The 15,961-nt window shown below is 69.3% G+C and carries 16 protein-coding genes; 9 read left to right on the top strand and 7 right to left on the bottom strand.

Features of this window, described 5'->3' with window-relative positions; genetic code table 11:
- The first annotated feature begins 68 nt into the window (after positions 1–68).
- Together AB0N22_RS13195 and AB0N22_RS13200 are read left to right on the top strand one after the other, a co-directional pair.
- On the top strand, positions 69–1,313 hold the full coding sequence (locus AB0N22_RS13195) for an FAD-dependent oxidoreductase (protein ID WP_364640806.1): 1,245 nt from the start codon (positions 69–71) through the stop codon (positions 1,311–1,313).
- Between the two features lie 12 nt (positions 1,314–1,325).
- Positions 1,326–1,919, top strand: a complete 594-nt coding sequence (locus AB0N22_RS13200; protein ID WP_364640809.1) for a hypothetical protein — start codon at positions 1,326–1,328, stop codon at positions 1,917–1,919.
- A 6-nt stretch (positions 1,920–1,925) separates the two neighbouring features.
- Here AB0N22_RS13200 and AB0N22_RS13205 read toward each other — a convergent pair whose 3' ends face one another.
- The gene (locus tag AB0N22_RS13205; RefSeq protein ID WP_364640812.1) at positions 1,926–2,594 is read right to left on the bottom strand and encodes a cache domain-containing protein; all 669 of its coding nucleotides are present in this window, start codon (positions 2,592–2,594) and stop codon (positions 1,926–1,928) included.
- Between the two features lie 46 nt (positions 2,595–2,640).
- Complete coding sequence (locus tag AB0N22_RS13210; protein WP_364640815.1) at positions 2,641–3,384, bottom strand: FCD domain-containing protein; 744 nt, start codon at positions 3,382–3,384, stop codon at positions 2,641–2,643.
- Positions 3,385–3,524: 140 nt separating this feature from the next.
- On the opposite strand from AB0N22_RS13210, the gene AB0N22_RS13215 reads away from it, so the two are divergent.
- Genes AB0N22_RS13215 through AB0N22_RS13235 form a run of 5 tightly spaced genes read left to right on the top strand, consistent with a single transcriptional unit; the run spans position 3,525 to position 8,893 of the window.
- Positions 3,525–4,589: an ABC transporter ATP-binding protein gene (locus tag AB0N22_RS13215; protein WP_364640818.1), complete on the top strand. Its 1,065-nt coding sequence runs from the start codon at positions 3,525–3,527 to the stop codon at positions 4,587–4,589.
- Positions 4,590–4,630: 41 nt separating this feature from the next.
- A complete protein-coding gene (locus AB0N22_RS13220; protein ID WP_364640821.1) occupies positions 4,631–5,815 on the top strand; it encodes an ABC transporter substrate-binding protein in 1,185 nt (394 codons plus the stop codon).
- A 7-nt stretch (positions 5,816–5,822) separates the two neighbouring features.
- Entirely contained in the window at positions 5,823–6,734 is a 912-nt protein-coding gene (locus AB0N22_RS13225; RefSeq protein WP_364640824.1) for an ABC transporter permease, read from the top strand.
- A gap of 9 nt (positions 6,735–6,743) precedes the next feature.
- Positions 6,744–7,544, top strand: a complete 801-nt coding sequence (locus AB0N22_RS13230) for an ABC transporter permease (RefSeq protein WP_364640827.1) — start codon at positions 6,744–6,746, stop codon at positions 7,542–7,544.
- A complete protein-coding gene (locus AB0N22_RS13235) occupies positions 7,541–8,893 on the top strand; it encodes a transaminase (protein ID WP_364640830.1) in 1,353 nt (450 codons plus the stop codon). Before AB0N22_RS13230 ends, AB0N22_RS13235 begins: the two co-directional genes overlap by 4 nt.
- 3 nt (positions 8,894–8,896) lie before the next feature.
- Here the strand turns inward: AB0N22_RS13235 and AB0N22_RS13240 are convergent, their stop codons facing one another.
- Genes AB0N22_RS13240 through gabT form a run of 3 tightly spaced genes read right to left on the bottom strand, consistent with a single transcriptional unit; the run spans position 8,897 to position 13,064 of the window.
- Complete coding sequence (locus tag AB0N22_RS13240) at positions 8,897–10,258, bottom strand: NAD-dependent succinate-semialdehyde dehydrogenase (protein ID WP_364640833.1); 1,362 nt, start codon at positions 10,256–10,258, stop codon at positions 8,897–8,899.
- A gap of 53 nt (positions 10,259–10,311) precedes the next feature.
- Entirely contained in the window at positions 10,312–11,733 is a 1,422-nt protein-coding gene (locus AB0N22_RS13245; protein ID WP_364640835.1) for an NAD-dependent succinate-semialdehyde dehydrogenase, read from the bottom strand.
- Positions 11,730–13,064 (bottom strand): 4-aminobutyrate--2-oxoglutarate transaminase, encoded by a 1,335-nt coding sequence (gabT, locus tag AB0N22_RS13250; RefSeq protein WP_364640838.1) that lies wholly within the window; start codon positions 13,062–13,064, stop codon positions 11,730–11,732. The genes AB0N22_RS13245 and gabT overlap by 4 nt, the downstream gene beginning before the upstream one ends.
- A 70-nt stretch (positions 13,065–13,134) precedes the next feature.
- On the opposite strand from gabT, the gene AB0N22_RS13255 reads away from it, so the two are divergent.
- Positions 13,135–14,028, top strand: coding sequence for a LysR family transcriptional regulator (locus tag AB0N22_RS13255; RefSeq protein WP_364640841.1), 894 nt, complete (start codon positions 13,135–13,137; stop codon positions 14,026–14,028).
- On the opposite strand, the gene AB0N22_RS13260 is transcribed toward AB0N22_RS13255, so the two are convergent.
- Positions 13,998–14,351 carry a DUF3817 domain-containing protein gene (locus tag AB0N22_RS13260; RefSeq protein ID WP_364640844.1) on the bottom strand — a complete coding sequence of 118 codons (354 nt, stop codon included), beginning with the start codon at positions 14,349–14,351 and terminating at the stop codon, positions 13,998–14,000. The two genes, AB0N22_RS13255 and AB0N22_RS13260, sit on opposite strands and share 31 nt — an antisense overlap.
- A gap of 55 nt (positions 14,352–14,406) precedes the next feature.
- Here AB0N22_RS13260 and AB0N22_RS13265 point away from each other — a divergent pair, with 55 nt between their 5' ends.
- Positions 14,407–15,051: an amino acid-binding protein gene (locus tag AB0N22_RS13265; protein WP_364640847.1), complete on the top strand. Its 645-nt coding sequence runs from the start codon at positions 14,407–14,409 to the stop codon at positions 15,049–15,051.
- On the opposite strand, the gene AB0N22_RS13270 is transcribed toward AB0N22_RS13265, so the two are convergent.
- Positions 15,048–15,929 (bottom strand): SDR family oxidoreductase, encoded by an 882-nt coding sequence (locus AB0N22_RS13270; RefSeq protein ID WP_364640850.1) that lies wholly within the window; start codon positions 15,927–15,929, stop codon positions 15,048–15,050. The two genes, AB0N22_RS13265 and AB0N22_RS13270, sit on opposite strands and share 4 nt — an antisense overlap.
- Between the last annotated feature and the right edge of the window lie 32 nt (positions 15,930–15,961).

Below are 15,961 nucleotides of genomic sequence, written 5' to 3' on the forward strand. Positions count from 1 at the left end.
CCGTCCTCCTCCGGTCCGGGTCAGGGTATCGAGTGCCTGCGTCGACGGTCGCACCGCACAATGAAGGCATGAGTCAGCGTCCGGAGCACGTCGTGGTGGTGGGCGCTGGGATGGTGGGGCTCTCGGCTGCGTGGTTCCTGCAGGCTGAGGGGGTCCGGGTGACCGTCGTCGACCGGGCCGGTGTCGCGGCCGGCTCGTCGTGGGGCAATGCCGGTTGGCTCGCCCCTGCCCTGACGCTGCCGCTTCCCGATCCGGCGATCCTGGGCGGCGGCATCAAGGCGACGCTCAAGCCGTCCTCACCGGTCTACGTGCCGATGACGGCGAACCCGCGACTCCTGACGTTCCTGCTCGACTTCGTGCGGCACTGCACGCCGGCCCGCTGGCGGGCCGCGATGACGGTGTTCGCCGAGGCCAACCGGCAGGGGGTCGGCGCATTCGACGAGATCGCGACCGACCTCGCCGAGTCGGTCCGGGCGGCGGAGCCGTTCTTGGCCGCTTTCACCTCGGAGGACGATCGGCAGACCCTGCTCGAGGAGTTCGAGCACGTGCGCGAGCTCGGGGTCGAGACGCCCGCCGAGCTGCTGGACGGCGACGCGATGCACGCCCTCGAGCCTGCCCTCGGCGATGCCGTGACCTGTGGCGTACGCCTGCGCGACCAGCGCTTCATCAACCCCGGGCGCTTCGTCCATGCCCTCGCCGACGCGGTGCGCCACCGCGGGGCCGAGATCAGGACCGACGTCGACGTCCGGGACGTCACGGAGACGCCCGGCGGCGTACGCCTCGACGTCGCCGGGGGTGCCCCGATCACCGCGGACGCCGTCGTGATCGCGACCGGCAGCTGGCTGGGCTCCCTCGCGCGCGGAGTCGGGGTGAGGACGATCGTGCAGGCCGGCCGTGGCTACAGCTTCACGGTTCAGCCGGATCACATGCCCGTCGCGCCGATGTACTTCCCGGCCCAACGTGTCGCCTGCACGCCGTTGGGCGACGGCCTCCGTGTGGCCGGGATGATGGAGTTCCGCAAGCCCGACGCTCCCCTCGACCCGCGCCGGATCGCGGCGATCATCGACGCGGCCGAGCCGATGCTCACCGGCGTCGACTGGGCGGCGCGCACCGACGAGTGGGTCGGCTCGCGCCCGTGCACCGCCGACGGGCTGCCGCTCGTGGGGCGTACGCGCTCCTCGCGGGTGTTCGTGTCCGGCGGCCATGGCATGTGGGGCATCGCACTGGGGCCCCTCAGCGGCAAGCTGCTTGCTGCGCACATCGTCCGGGGTGATACCCCGGGGCTGCTGTCGAGCTTCGACCCGTTGCGCTGAGAGGATGGGCCCATGACCGACGTCCACCAGCGCTTCACCCTCCGCCAGACGATCACGATGATGGTCAACCGTTACGAGCTGCGTGCGCTCGGCGACGACGGGCAGGAAGGGCCGCTCATCGCGCTGGCCCAGCAGAAGCGCATGGCGTTCAAGGAAGAGGTCACGTTCTACTCGGACGAGGCCCGCACGCAGCCGGTCTTCGGGTTCAAGGCGCGCAAGCGCATGGATCTCGCGGCGACCTATGACGTGACGGATGCCCAGGGCCAGCCCATCGGCGAGTTCCGCAAGGACTTCGGCAAGTCGCTGCTGCGCTCCACGTGGCACCTCCAGACACCCGACGGCCTGGTGGCGGTCGGTCAGGAACGCAGCCAAGGTGTGGCGATCGCCCGGCGGGTGCTCGACGTGGTGGGCGACCTGCCGATCTTCCTGCGGTTCCACTTCGACTTCACCGCGTCCGACGGGCAGGTCGTCCTGACGTCCGAGCGCCAGCGGTCGTTGCGCGACCGCTACGAGATCACGGTCCCGGTGCTCGACAACGGCTGGCAGCTCGACTGGCGCGTCGCGGCGGCGATGGCAGTCGCGCTCGACGCCCTGCAGGCACGCTGACGAAGGTCAGCGCCTGACGACCGACATCGGCAGATCGCGGCAGCGCACGTTCTCGCGATGGTCGCGGAGGTCGAGCAGGCTCCCGGTGGCCAGGTGCGGATCAGCTGAGACGACCGTCCGGCCCTGGTCGTTGACGAGCGTGGCGCCGGCGGCGCGGAGAGCCGGCAGCAACAGGCCCTCGAGCGTCTCGACCAAGGTGTCGGCGCCCACGACCCCGACCATCGTCCCGCGGGAGATCACCGGTGCGGTCGACGTCATGACGTACTCGTCGGTGCACACGAAGTCCACGTAGGGGCCCGTGACGTACGGCTGTCCCGTGCGCTCGGGCGTGCGAAACCACGGGTGACGGGTGTAGTCGAGCGGGTCGCCGGTCGCCGGCGCGTCGGGCTCTGCGAGCAGGTCCTGGTTGTCGCCCTGCCACCACGCGAGGTAGAGCGGCTCGTCGCTCAGCGCGCCCCGCGCGGCGACGTATCCCGAGCCCACGATGGGGAACGTGTCGAGGAAGCGTCGGGCGTGCGGCTCGATGCGGGCTCGGGCCACGGCGGAGTCGACCGGACCACGGTCGAAGAGCTCGACGAGCTGCTCACGCATCGTCTCCAGCTGGGCCAGGATGCCGTGGAAGTAGTCCTCGATGGTGTCGACACAGTCGGTGATGTCTGCGGTCTTGACCGTCATGCCGGGTGCTCCTTCGTTGCGCGCGTGGCGCAGGTCGTTGGTCTGATCATGGCATCGCTGCGTGGAGATCGGCCAGTGTTTCCAGGGCATCGGAGACATGGTCACGTACGCACTGCCTGGCCTGGTCCGCGTCATGGGCCTCGATCGCATCGACGAGAGCGAGGTGGCGAGCGGTCGTCGCCGCCCGGAACTCCGGTTCGGACAGGGGCAGCCGGAGCAGGGCGCCGAAGTCGGCCTCGAGCCGGACGACCTCGCGCGTCATGCGCGCCGACTGGGTGAGGGCGGCGACCGAGAGGTAGAGCTCGGAGTCGGCGTGCCGCCACCGGCCCACGTCGGGCTCGGTCTCGTCGAGCAGGAGGGCACGGAGCCCCTCGACGTCCGAGGCGTCGGCCCGCTCGGCGGCGAGCTCGGCGCACCCGGCGAGGATCACCCCGTAGATCGTGCCGCGGTCGCGAAGCTCGACCCGGGACATGGAGGCGAGCCGACTGCCGAGCTCGGCCGGACCACTCTGCTCGGGACGGGTGACGAAGCTGCCTCCGCCTCGGCCGCGGGTGGTGGTGACCAGCCCCTGGGCGCGCAGCGCGACGAGGGCCTCGCGCGCCGTCACCGTCGCGACGCCCAGCATCGAGGCGAGCTCGGGCTCGCTCGGCAGGCGCTCACCGTCGGCGAGGACGCCGGACCGGATCGCCTCGGCGAGCCGGTTCTCGACGCGGACAGCCCGGCCCTCGTCGCCGATGGGAGCGAAGATCGCCGAGCGAGCGCGGGTGGAGGCTCGCCGCACTGTCGCCATGCCCGCCCCTTCGCTCGCGTTCACACGATTGTTTCAAATGAAGTGTAGATATTTAATATCTGGTCTCATATGATTTTGCACGCGGTGGCCTGGATCACATCCGGCCACCTCGTCCCACAGCCCGACCGAACAGGACAACGATGAGCGTCAGCACGTCCGCCGGAACGACACCGAGCGTAGCCGCGTCCGCGGGGTCGGCGATCTCCCTTCGCGGGCTCAGCAAGCACTTCGGCGAGGTGAAGGCGGTCGACGGCGTCGACCTGGACATCGCCGACGGCGAGTTCTTCTCGATGCTCGGACCTTCGGGCTCGGGCAAGACCACGGTGCTGCGCCTGATCGCGGGCTTCGAGCAGGCCACCGAGGGGACGATCCACCTCGCGGGCGAGGACGTCACGAGGCGCGCGCCATTCGATCGCGACGTCAACACGGTCTTCCAGGACTACGCGCTCTTCCCGCACATGAGCGTCCTGGACAACGTGGCGTACGGGCTGCGGGTGCGAGGCGTCAAGAAAGGTCCACGCCGTCAGCAGGCTGAGGAGGCACTGGCAACCGTCCAGCTGGCCCACCTCGGCAGCCGCCGTCCGGGGCAGCTGTCCGGCGGACAACGGCAGCGTGTCGCGCTCGCCCGCTCGATCGTCGTCCGTCCGAAGGTGCTCCTGCTCGACGAGCCGCTCGGTGCCCTCGACCTCAAGCTGCGCGAGCAGATGCAGGTCGAGCTCAAGCAGCTGCAGCGTGACCTCGGCATCACCTTCGTCTTCGTGACGCACGACCAGGAAGAGGCCCTGACGCTCAGCGACCGCGTGGCGGTGTTCAGCGAGGGCAAGATCGTGCAGCTGGGCACCCCGCAGGAGATCTACGAGCAGCCGGCGTCCGAGTACGTCGCGTCGTTCGTCGGGACGTCCAACCTGTTCGATGGTCCGACCTCGGCGCGCCTGCTGGGTCGGGACGGGACCCACGCACTGCGACCCGAGAAGATCTCGCTCCGGCCCGCGGGCAGCACCGCATCCGACGACGGCACGATCCGCGTCGAGGGCGTGATCCTCGAGTCGATCTACCTCGGCACCGGGCATCGCATCCACGTCCGCCTGAACGACGGCACGCAGATCGTCGTGCTCGAGCAGAGCACGGGCGGCAAGGCCGACGAGCAGCGGGGCGAACGCATCGTCGCCTGCTGGTCTCCCGACGACCTCGTGCCCCTGACCTGAACCTGACCGCTCCCACCACCAGAAGAAAGTTGGAGACACCGATGAGAATCACCACCCGCAGGAGCAGGAGAGCCGCCGGCGCTCTGCTCGCCAGCAGCGCGCTCGTCGTGCTCGCCGCATGTGGCGGCGGCGACTCGGACGAGGGCAGCAAGCCCGTCGAGAAGCTCGGCAAGACCGAGGGCAAGGTGTCCATCCTCGCCTGGCCCGGCTACGTCGAGGACGGCAGCAACGACCCGAAGGTGGACTGGGTCAGCGCGTTCGAGGACGAGACCAAGTGCCAGGTCACCAGCAAGACGTACGGGACCTCGGATGAGGCGTTCAACCTGGCCAAGACCGGTGACTACGACGTCATCGCCGCCTCGGGCGACCTCACGGCCCGCATGGTCGCCTCCGAGGAGGCCGCGGAGGTCAACACCGACCTGATCCCCAACTACGAGAAGGTCTACGACTTCCTCAAGAACAAGGAGTGGAACACGTTCGACGGCAAGAACTACGGCGTTCCGCACGGCTATGGCGCCAACCTCCTGATGTACAACGAGGACGAGGTCACGCCTGCTCCCACCTCGTGGTCGGCGGTCTTCGAGCCGGAGGAGATGGCGAAGTACAAGGGCAAGATCACCGCGTACGACTCGCCGATCTACATCGCCGATGCCGCGCTGTACCTGATGAAGCACCAGCCGGAGCTCAAGATCGAGAACCCGTACTCCTTGGACGACAAGCAGTTCGACGCGGCGATCGACCTGCTCAAGGAGCAGCGCAAGCACGTCGGTGAGTACTGGTCGGACTACCTCAAGGAGATCTCGGCGTTCGAGACCGGCGACTCCGTCATCGGCACCACGTGGCAGGTGATCGCCAACTCGGTCCAGAAGTCCAAGGTCAAGGCGATCCTTCCCGAGGAAGGCGCGACCGGCTGGTCCGACACCTGGATGATCTCGTCCAAGGCCAAGAACCCCAACTGCGCCTACAAGTGGCTCAACTACATCGAGTCGCCCAAGGCCAACGCCCAGGCGACGGAGTACTTCGGTGAGGCGCCGAACAGCAAGGAAGCCTGTGACTTCGCGAGCGACCCGAAGTTCTGCGAGACGTTCAAGGCCGGCGACGAGGAGTTCGCGTCACAGCTCTGGTACTGGCGTACTCCGGTGGAGGAGTGCCTCGACGGCCGCAAGGACGTCAAGTGCAAGGACTACTCGGAGTGGACCAAGGCCTGGACGGCGATCAAGGGCTAAGGACCACATGTCGATCGACACTGCTCGGGCAGCCGTCCCCCCTCAGGGGGGGCCGGCCGCCCGGCGCCTCTCGTCCTCGCTCAGCTCGAAGCCGCGCACGCGGCTCGCGCTGCTGCTTGCCGCGCCGCTCACCTGGCTCGTCCTCGTGTACGTCGTGGCGCTCGCCGCCCTGCTCGTCTCGGCCCTGTGGACCGTCGACAGCTTCACCGGTGAGCTCGACCGGGGCCTGAGCCTCGACAACCTCAAGGAGATCACCACCGAGTCGCTCTATCGAACCGTCGCGCTCCGCACGATCGGGGTCGCGTTGCTCGTGACCGTCGTGGACATCCTGATCGCGCTGCCGATCGCGTTCTACATGGCCAAGGTCGCGTCGCGGCGGATGCAGCGCATCCTCGTGATCGCGGTGCTCACCCCCCTGTGGGCCAGCTACCTCGTGAAGGCGTTCGCGTGGCGTTCCGTGCTCTCGGACGGTGGCATCTTCCAGTGGGCGGCGAGCCGCATCGGGCTGGACACTCCCGGCTACGGACTGACTGCTGTCGTGATCACCCAGGCGTACATCTGGCTGCCGTACGTCATCCTGCCGATCTACGCCGGCCTCGAGCGGGTGCCGAACTCGCTCCTCGACGCGTCGAGCGACCTCGGCGCCTCGTCGTGGCAGTCGCTGCGCACCGTCGTGCTGCCCATGCTCACGCCGGCGATCATCGCCGGCTCGATCTTCAGCTTCTCGTTGACCCTCGGTGACTACATCACGGTCAACATCGTGGGCGGTGCCAACCAGATGCTCGGCAACCTCGTCTACACGAACGTCGGCGCGGCCAACAACCTGCCCCTGGCGGCGGCGATCGCGCTGATCCCCATCGTCATCATGATCGGGTACCTGACGGCTGTCCGCCGCACCGGTGCCCTCGAGAACCTCTAGGCGTACGCGATGATCCTGAGTGCTTCGATCCGCCGGTTGCTGGCGGCGCTGACCGGCCTGATCCTGCTGCTGATGTACCTGCCGCTCGCCGTCGTGGTGCTGAACTCCTTCAACACCAGTCGATCGTTGACGTGGCCACCGCCGGGCCTGACCGTGGACTGGTGGCAACGGGCCTACGAGAGCGACGGCGCTCGTGAGGCGGTGCTCACGAGCGTCCAGGTCGCGCTGGCCTCGACCGCGATTGCACTGGTGCTGGGCACTCTGATGTCGATCGCGCTGCAGCGTTATGAGTTCTTCGGCAAGAACTCGGTCAATCTCCTGGTCATCCTGCCGATCGCGCTGCCGGGCATCGTGACGGGCATCGCGCTCAACAACGCGTTCCGCGGCATCCTCAGCCTGCAGCTCTCGATCCTGACGGTGATCATCGCGCACGCCACGTTCTGCATCGTCACGGTGTTCAACAACGTGCAGGCGCGACTGCGTCGGATGGGGGGCAGCTTCGAGGAGGCATCCGCCGACCTGGGAGCCGGGGTCTGGACCACCTTCCGACTGGTGACGTTCCCGCAGCTCCGATCGGCGCTCCTCGCGGGCGGCCTGCTCGCGTTCGCCCTCAGCTTCGACGAGATCATCGTGACGACCTTCACGGCCGGCGCCGGTGTGCAGACGTTGCCGATCTGGATCCTGAACAACCTCTTCCGGCCCAACCAGGCGCCCATCGTCAACGTCGTCGCCGTCGTGCTGATCCTGCTGTCGGTCGTCCCCATCTGGTTGGCGCAGAAGATCAGCGGCGACACCGAGGCGCTGAGGTGATCGACCGGAACCGGCTCGGTGAGCTGCTGACCCGGGAGCGCGCGACCTACGCCGACCTCCATCCCACCTCGGCGCGGCACTACGCCGACGCGACACACCTGTTCGGCCGGGTGCCGATGACATGGATGAACAAGAACGCTGCCGGCTTCCCCTTGTACGTCGAGCGGGCTCGTGACAGTCGCGTCTGGGACGTCGACGGGCGCGAACATGTCGACTTCGCGCTCGGCGACACCGGGGCGATGGCGGGTCACTCGCCCCGACCGACGGTCGACGCCGTCCACCGGCGCATGTCGGAGCTGGGCGGTCTCACGACGATGCTTCCCACCGCCGACGCCGAGTGGGTCGGCGCCGAGCTGACCCGCCGTTTCGGGCTGGCGCGCTGGAGCTTCTCGCTCACCGCGACCGATGCCAACCGTTGGGCGATCCGCCTCGTGCGAGCCTTGACCGGCCGGCCCAAGATCCTGGTCAATGCCTACTGCTACCACGGCAGCGTCGACGAGTCGCTCATCGTCGTGGGTCCGGACGGCGAGGGCATGATGCGTCCCGGCAACGTCGGGGCGCCGGTCGACGTCACGGCGACGAGCCGGGTCGCGGAGTTCAACGACCTCGAAGGCCTGGAGCGCCAGCTGGCCCACGGCGACGTGGCAGCGGTGCTCATGGAGCCCGCCCTGACCAACATCGGGATCGTGCTGCCGGAGGACGGCTACCTCGCGGGAGTACGCGAGATCACGCGCCGTCACGGCACCTTGCTCATCATCGACGAGACGCACACCTTCTCGGCGGGTCCGGGCGGGGCCACGGCGTTGTGGGGCCTGGAGCCTGACGTGCTGGTCATCGGCAAGGCGATCGGCGGCGGGGTGCCCTGCGGAGCGTACGGGCTGTCCGACGAGCTCGCGTCGCGTGCCGAGGAGCGCACGGACCTCGACCTCGTCGACATGGGTGGGGTCGGCGGAACTCTGGCCGGCAACCCGGTGTCGGTGGCCGCGATGCGCGCCACGCTCGAGCACGTGCTAACAGACGAGGCGTTCGCGCGGATGATCGAGACCGCGACGACGTTCACCGAGGGAGTGCAGGCTGCGATCGACCGGCACGCGCTGCCGTGGTCGGTCAGCCAGCTGGGCGCCCGCACGGAGTACCGGTTCGCCTCACCGGCTCCGCGCAACGGCAGCGAGTCCGCGGCCGCCGCTGACGAGGACCTCGAGGACTTCCTGCACGTCTACCTCGTCAACCGCGGGATCCTGCTGACCCCGTTCCACAACATGGCCCTGATGGCCCCGACGACCACGGTCGCGGACGTGCAGCGCCACCACGAGGTGTTCGAGGCGGCGCTGACCGAGCTGCTGGGCTAGCCGTCAGTCGGCGATGAAGAACATCCGCTTGTTGACGAACTCGTCCATCCCCAGCGGGCCGAGCTCGCGGCCGAAGCCGGAACGCTTGACGCCGCCGAACGGGATCTCCGCGCCCTCGCCAGCCGTGGAGTTGACGTTGGCCATGCCGACCTCGAGCCGTTGCGCCACCTTCTCGGCACGCGCCGGGTCGGCGCTGAAGACCGCGCCCCCGAGCCCGTACGTGGTGTCGTTGGCCAGCTCGAGGGCCTCCTCGTCGGAGCTCACCTTGTAGACGACCGCGACCGGACCGAACAGCTCCTCGGAGTAGGCACGCATGTCCTTGGTGATGCCGGTCAGCACGGCCGGTGTGTAGTGCGCGTCGGGCCCGTCGCTCAGGACGCCGCCGGCGTGCAGGGTCGCACCCTTGCTCACGGCGTCGTCGACCTGCTCGGCGAGCGCCTCCGCAGCCTTGCGCGACGACAGCGGCGAGAACGCGTCGATGGCCCGGGCCTTCTCGGTCAGCTTGTTGACGAAGTCGTCGAAGAGGTCCTCCATGACGATCATCCGCTTGTTGGAGTTGCACGCCTGGCCGGTGTTGTACATCCGGAAGTCCCACGCGTTGTCGACGACCTCGTCGAGGTTGTCGCTGTCGAGGACGATCATGGGGTCGGAGCCGCCGAGCTCGAGCACGCACTTCTTGAGGTTCTTGCCGGCCAGCGCGGCGACGACGGAGCCGGCCCGCTCCGAGCCGGTCAGCGAGACGCCCTGGATGCGGGGGTCCGCGATGATCGTCTCGATCTGCGCATGGGTCGCGAACACGTTGACGTACGCGCCCTCGGGCACGCCGGCATCCTTCATGATCTGCTCGACGGCAAGCGCCGACCGCGGCACCGACTCGGCGTGCTTGAGGATGATCGTGTTGCCGAGCATGAGGTTGGGCGCCGCGAACCGGGCGATCTGGTAGTACGGGAAGTTCCACGGCATGATGCCGAGCAGCGGGCCGATCGGGAGCTTCTGGACGACGGCCTTGCCGCCGTCGAACGTCTTGATCGGCTGGTCAGCGGCCAGAGTCGGGCCCTCGTTCGCGAAGTACTCGAAGATCGACTGGCAGAACTCCGCCTCCTCGACCCCTTCGCCCACGGGCTTGCCCATCTCCTCCTGCGCGATCGCCGCGAGCTCGTCGGCACGCTCGGCGAACAGGGCGGCGACCTTCTTGACGATCTCCGCACGCTCCGTGATCGGCACGTCCTTCCACGACGCGTACGCACGCGTGGCGGCAGCGATCGCCTGCTCGATGTCGGCATCCGTCGCGGGGTCGAAGGTCTGGACGACCTCGCCGGTGGCGGGGTTGACGACCTGGTACGCGGGTCCTGATGTCGTGGTCATGGGCTGCTCCTTGCGTGGATGGGGATTCTCGCGTGCTGCACCGGGTGCGCGGCCTATCGCCAGTCGATGCTCAAGTATTGCGTCTCGGTGAACTCCTCGAGGCCTGCGCGCGCCCCCTCGCGGCCGAGCCCGCTCTGCTTCATCCCGCCGAACGGTGCGGAGGGGTCCGACACCAGCCCGCGGTTGATGCCGATCATGCCGGCGTCGATCGCCTCGCCGATCCGCATCGCTCGCTGGAGCTCGCCGGCGAAGACGTACGCCGCGAGGCCGAACTCCGAGGCATTCACCTGTCGCAGCATCTCGGCCTCGTCCGTCCACGTGATGATCGGCGCCACGGGTCCGAAGATCTCGTTCACCACGACGTCGGCGTCTGCAGCCACGTCGACCAGGACGGTCGGCGGGTAGTAGAAGCCCTTGCTGTCGGGCACCGCGGCCTGGTGGCTGATGCGGGCACCGGCCGCGACTGCCGAGTCGACCAGCGCGGCGACCCCGTCGGCGGCCTTGGCGGAGATCAGGGGACCGATCTGCGAGCCCTCGGAGGCGGGGCCGACCGTGAGCTTCTCCACCTCGGCGCCCAGCCGCGCGGTGAACTCGTCCGCGATGTCTGCGTGGACGTACAGCCGGTTGGCGGCGGTGCAGGCCTGCCCGCCACCGCGGAACTTCGCGATCATCGTGCCCGCGACGGCGGCCTCGATGTCGGCGTCCTCCGTCACGACGAGGGGGGCGTTGCCGCCCAGCTCCATCGACGAGTTCACGACCCGGTCCGCGGCCTGCTTGAGCAGGATGCGGCCGATGCCGGTGGACCCGGTGAACGAGATCTTGCGGACGCGGACGTCGGCCATCCACGTCGACACGACGGCCGAGGCATCGGTCGTCGGGACCACGTTGACCACGCCGTCGGGCACGCCGGCCTCGACCAGCAGCCGGGTCACCGCGAGCGCGGTCAGGGGCGTCTCGGAAGCGGGCTTGAGCACGACGGTGCAGCCGGCGGCCAGGGCCGGCGCGATCTTGCGGGTCGCCATGGCCGCCGGGAAGTTCCACGGGGTGACGAGCGCCGCGACGCCGACCGGCTTGTGGGTCACGACGGTCCTGGTGCCCCCTGCGGGCGAGACACCGTAGTCACCTCCCGTGCGGACGCCCTCCTCGGCGAACCAGCGGAAGAACTCGGCGGCGTACGTGACCTCGCCGGTGGCATCCGCGAGCGACTTGCCGTTCTCGGCCGAGATCATCGCTGCGAGCTCGTCGGTGTCGCGCACCATCAGCTCGTACGTGCGACGGAGGATCTCGGAGCGTTGGCGCGGCGGCATGGCGCGCCACGCGGGCAGCGCCGCGGCGGCGGCATCGACGGCAGCGGTCGCTTCGCCCGGCCCGCCGTCGGCGACCTGGCCGATGACCGAGCGGTCGGCGGGGTTCTCGACGTCGAACTCGCCGGCGGAGCCCGCCAGCCACCGGCCACCGATGAACACCCCGTTCACGCGGTCGCCTCCGACAGTGCTTGGGCGACGACGTCCAGGCCCTCACCGAGGAGCTCGTCGCTGATCGCCAGCGGCGGCAGGAACCGGAGCACGTTGCCGTACGTGCCGCACGTCAGCACGATCACCCCGGCGAGCCGTGCCGCAGCCGCGACGGCGTTGGTCAGCAGCGGGTCGGGCTCGTCGGTGCCGCTCTTGACGATCTCGACGGCGATCATGGCGCCACGCCCGCGGACGTCGCCGAGCCGGTCGTCGTCGGCCTGCAGGCGGTGCAGCCGGTCGAGCATCAGCCGCTCGATCTCGCGTGCGCGATCGACCAGACCGTCGGCCTCGATCGTCTCGATCGTGGCAAGGGCCGCGGCGCAGGCGAGGGGGTTGCCGCCGTAGGTGCCGCCGAGTCCGGCGACGTGTGGCGCGTCCATCATCTCGGCGCGCCCGGTCACCGCCGACAACGGCAGGCCGCCGGCGATGCCCTTGGCGGTGACGATGAGGTCCGGCACGACGCCGTCGTGCTCGCAGGCGAACATCTCGCCCGTGCGGGCGAAGCCGCTCTGCACCTCGTCGGCGATGAACACGACGTCGTTTGCGGTGCACCAGTCGGCGAGCGCGGGCAGGAATCCCTCGGCCGGGACGATGAAGCCGCCCTCGCCCTGGATCGGCTCGATGACGACGGCGGCGAGGTTGTCGGCGCCGACCTGCTTCTCGATGGAGGTGATCGCCCGCTGTGCCGCAGCCGCGCCGTCGAGGTTCTTCTCGTCGCGGAAGGGATAGGACAGCGGAGCGCGGTAGACCTCGGGGGAGAAGGGTCCGAAGCCGCTCTTGTAGGGCATCGACTTGGCCGTCATGGCCATCGTCAGGTTGGTGCGCCCGTGGTAGGCGTGGTCGAACACCACGACCGCCTGCTTCTTGGTGTGTGCGCGGGCGATCTTGACGGCGTTCTCGACGGCCTCCGCGCCGGAGTTGAACAGGGCCGACCGCTTCTCGTGCTCGCCCGGAGTCAGCCGGTTGAGCGCCTCGGCGACCTCGACGTACCCCTCGTACGGCGTGACCATGAAGCACGTGTGGGTGAAGGCCTCGACCTGGGCGCGAACGGCGTCCACGACGCGTGGAGCACTGTTGCCGACCGTCGTCACGGCGATGCCCGAGCCGAGGTCGATGAACGAGTTGCCGTCGACGTCCTTGACGATCCCGCCGCCGGCCTCGACGGCGAAGACCGGCATCGTCGTGCCGACGCCCTGGGCGACGGCGGACTGCTTGCGGGACATCAGCTTCTGCGAGAGCGGGCCGGGGATGGCCGTGACGAGGTTGCGGCGTTGCTCGATCGAGGCAGACATGCTCCGATTCTCGCCGGGTCGAGGTATGCCGTCCAATACTTCCTCGTGATCGCGGCTATGCTCTGAAGGCATGGAACTGCGGACGCTCGGCTACTTCGTCGCGGTCGCCGAGACGGGGTCGGTCAGCGCGGCGGCCGAGGTCGTGCACGTGACGCAGCCGGCCATCTCGCGACAGGTGCGTCAGCTCGAGACCGAGCTGGGGGTCGACCTCTTCGTGCGCACGGCTGGACGGCTGCAGCTCAGCGCCGCGGGCCGGCAGTTCCTGCCGCACGCGCAGGACGTGCTGCGCCGTGCCGACGGGGCGCGCAGTGCAGCCCGTTCGTACGCAGCGGGCCGGCTCGAGCGGATCACGATCGCCGCTCCGACCACGACGCTGACCGACGTCATCGCCCCGTTCCTGGCCACCCTCGGGCCGGACGACCCGATGCCCACGGTCATCGAGTCCGATCCCCGTGAGGCGTTCGACGCCCTCCAGCACGGTGCTGACCTGGCGATCGCGACCGAGCCGCCGCCGGCCCGCCTCGCCGGCACCGCACTCGCCGTGCTGCCAGTGTGGGCGTACGTCCGAGCCGACCACGACTGGCGCGACCGCGGCTCCGTACGCCTGAAGGAGCTCGCGACGGAGACGGTCCTCGCGCTGACGCCGGCGTTCAAGCCTCGACAGATCCTCGACCGGGCGATGGAGCGGGCCGGGGTCTCGCCCGGGTCGGTCGTCGACTGCAGCAACCCGCAGGTCGCACAGGCCCTCGCCGCCGCGGGTCGCGGTGCAGCCGTGGTCTCGGACGACGCGAGGTTCGGGCTGCACCCGTTGGAGATCATCGGCCGGGACGGGCCATTGCGGATCGAGCTGTTCGCCGCGTGGGAGCGGGGTCATCACGCTGCTCCGACGCTCGACCGGCTGGCGGCGCGCCTGCAGGCGTTCTGCGTCGAGCGCTACGGGGCCGACGTGGCGCCCGCCGGCTGAGGCCGGCTCAGCAGGCCCTTGCGATCGGCGACGGTCTCGAACCAGTAGGTGAAGAACGGCGGGATGCTGGACGCCAGCGCGAGCACGGTGGTGCCCGGCTTCCACCTGAAGACGATCGCGGCGACGATGCAGCTCGCGACGTACAGCATGAAGATCCCGCCGTGGATCGGCCCGGCGACCGGGACGCCGCCCTCGTGCAGGCCGAACGGCTCGGACTCGAGGACCCACTTGCAGAACATCGCTGCGAGCAGCAGCGCCCACGACAGGGCCTCGGCGATCGCGACGGTACGGAAGATGGTGCGGACGGTGGAGGAGGGATTCACGCCACCACGCTACCCGCGTAACGCCTAGGCAATGTGGGCCGGTGACAATGGTCATATGGCCTTCCTGCTGCGCGTCGAGCTACCTGACGTGCCCGGCTCGTTGGGTGCACTGGCCACGGCGCTCGGTGGTGCCGGGGCCGACATCGAGGCGATCGAGATCGTGGAGCGGCGGGCGGACGGCCGGGTCGTCGACGACGTGCTGCTGGAGCTACCGGCCCAGGTCATGCCCGATGCGCTGATCACGGCCTGCCACCAGCTCGAGGACGTCACGGTCGCCTGGATCTCGCGCTACAACGCCGGCGCCAACCTCAGCATGGATCTCGAGGCGGTCGAGCGGTTCACCGAGGACCCGGCGAACGCGATCGACCAGCTCGTCGAGGTCATCCCGGCGACGTTCCGCACCGACTGGGCGATGGCGCTGCACCGGGTCGACGGCCAGGCGGCAGTCAGGGCGTCCTCGTCGACCGCCCCCAAGCTCGTCGCCGAGGCGACCGAATGGCTCGGGATCCGTACGTCCAAGGTGCTGCGCGACGTGCCGGAGTGGGACTCGATGGTGCTGGCAGCATCACCCGCCCGCGACCGAGGGGGCGACAGGTTCGTGGTGGTCGTCGGCCGTCACGGTGGACCGGAGTTCCTCGCGTCCGAGCTGGCCCGGCTCGGCCACATGGTGTCGCTGGCGGCGTCGGTCCAGTCGCGCTAGTCGGCCGGCTTGGTCTCCGGCACGTGGGCGTGGTGGAACCGCCCGAGCGCCTCGACCTCTTTCTCGAGCTTCGGCACGGTCTTGCGCGCGAGGCGCTTGAGCACCGGCCAGGCGAGGGGCGAGTTGGTCAGTGCCTTGGTCCAGCTGGCGAGCAGGACGCCCTTGGGCACGTACACGCGGCTCTTGCGCTTCGCGAAGCCCTGCAGGATCAGCTCGACGCACTCCTCGACGCTGGTCGTGCTGTTGGCGGGGTAGGGCAGCTTGGTGCGGATCTCGGCGAACGACGGCAGGTCCTTCTCGGCGTTGCGGACGATGTCGGTGTCGATCCAGGACGGGTGGCAGATGCCGACGTCGATGCCGAGGTGGGCGACCTCCTGCTTGTACGCCAGGGCGAGCGACTCCGCGCCGGCCTTGCTCGCGTTGTACGACGCCAGGCCGGCCAGCGCGGTGAACGACGCGAGCGACGCCACGACCAGGGCGTAACCGTTGGTCGCCGCGAGGTGCGGGGTCGTGTGCTTCAGCGTGCGGAAGACGCCGTTGATGTTGATGTCGACGACGCGCTCGAAGGCCTCGTCCTCGATCTGGCGCACGGTGCCGTACGACGCGATGCCGGCGTTGGCGAGCACGAAGTCGATGCGTCCGAAGTGGGCGGCGGCTGCACCCACGGCGGCGGCGACGGCGGCGGAGTCGCGCACGTCGGCCTCCCACCAAGCGGCCGAGTCGCCGAGCTCGTCGGACAGCTCGGCGAGCAGGGCGGGCTCGAGGCCCACGAGCGCGACCTTGCCCCCGCGATCGACGAAACCACGCGCCACGCCCGCGCCGATGCCGCGGGCGGCTCCGGTGACGAGCGCGACTTTGCCGGTGAAGTTGTCAGCCATCGCATCAACATACCGTCGGTATCCGAAATGCG

The sequence above is a fragment of the Aeromicrobium sp. NPDC092404 genome, assembly GCF_040684095.1.
Taxonomy (GTDB): domain Bacteria; phylum Actinomycetota; class Actinomycetes; order Propionibacteriales; family Nocardioidaceae; genus Aeromicrobium.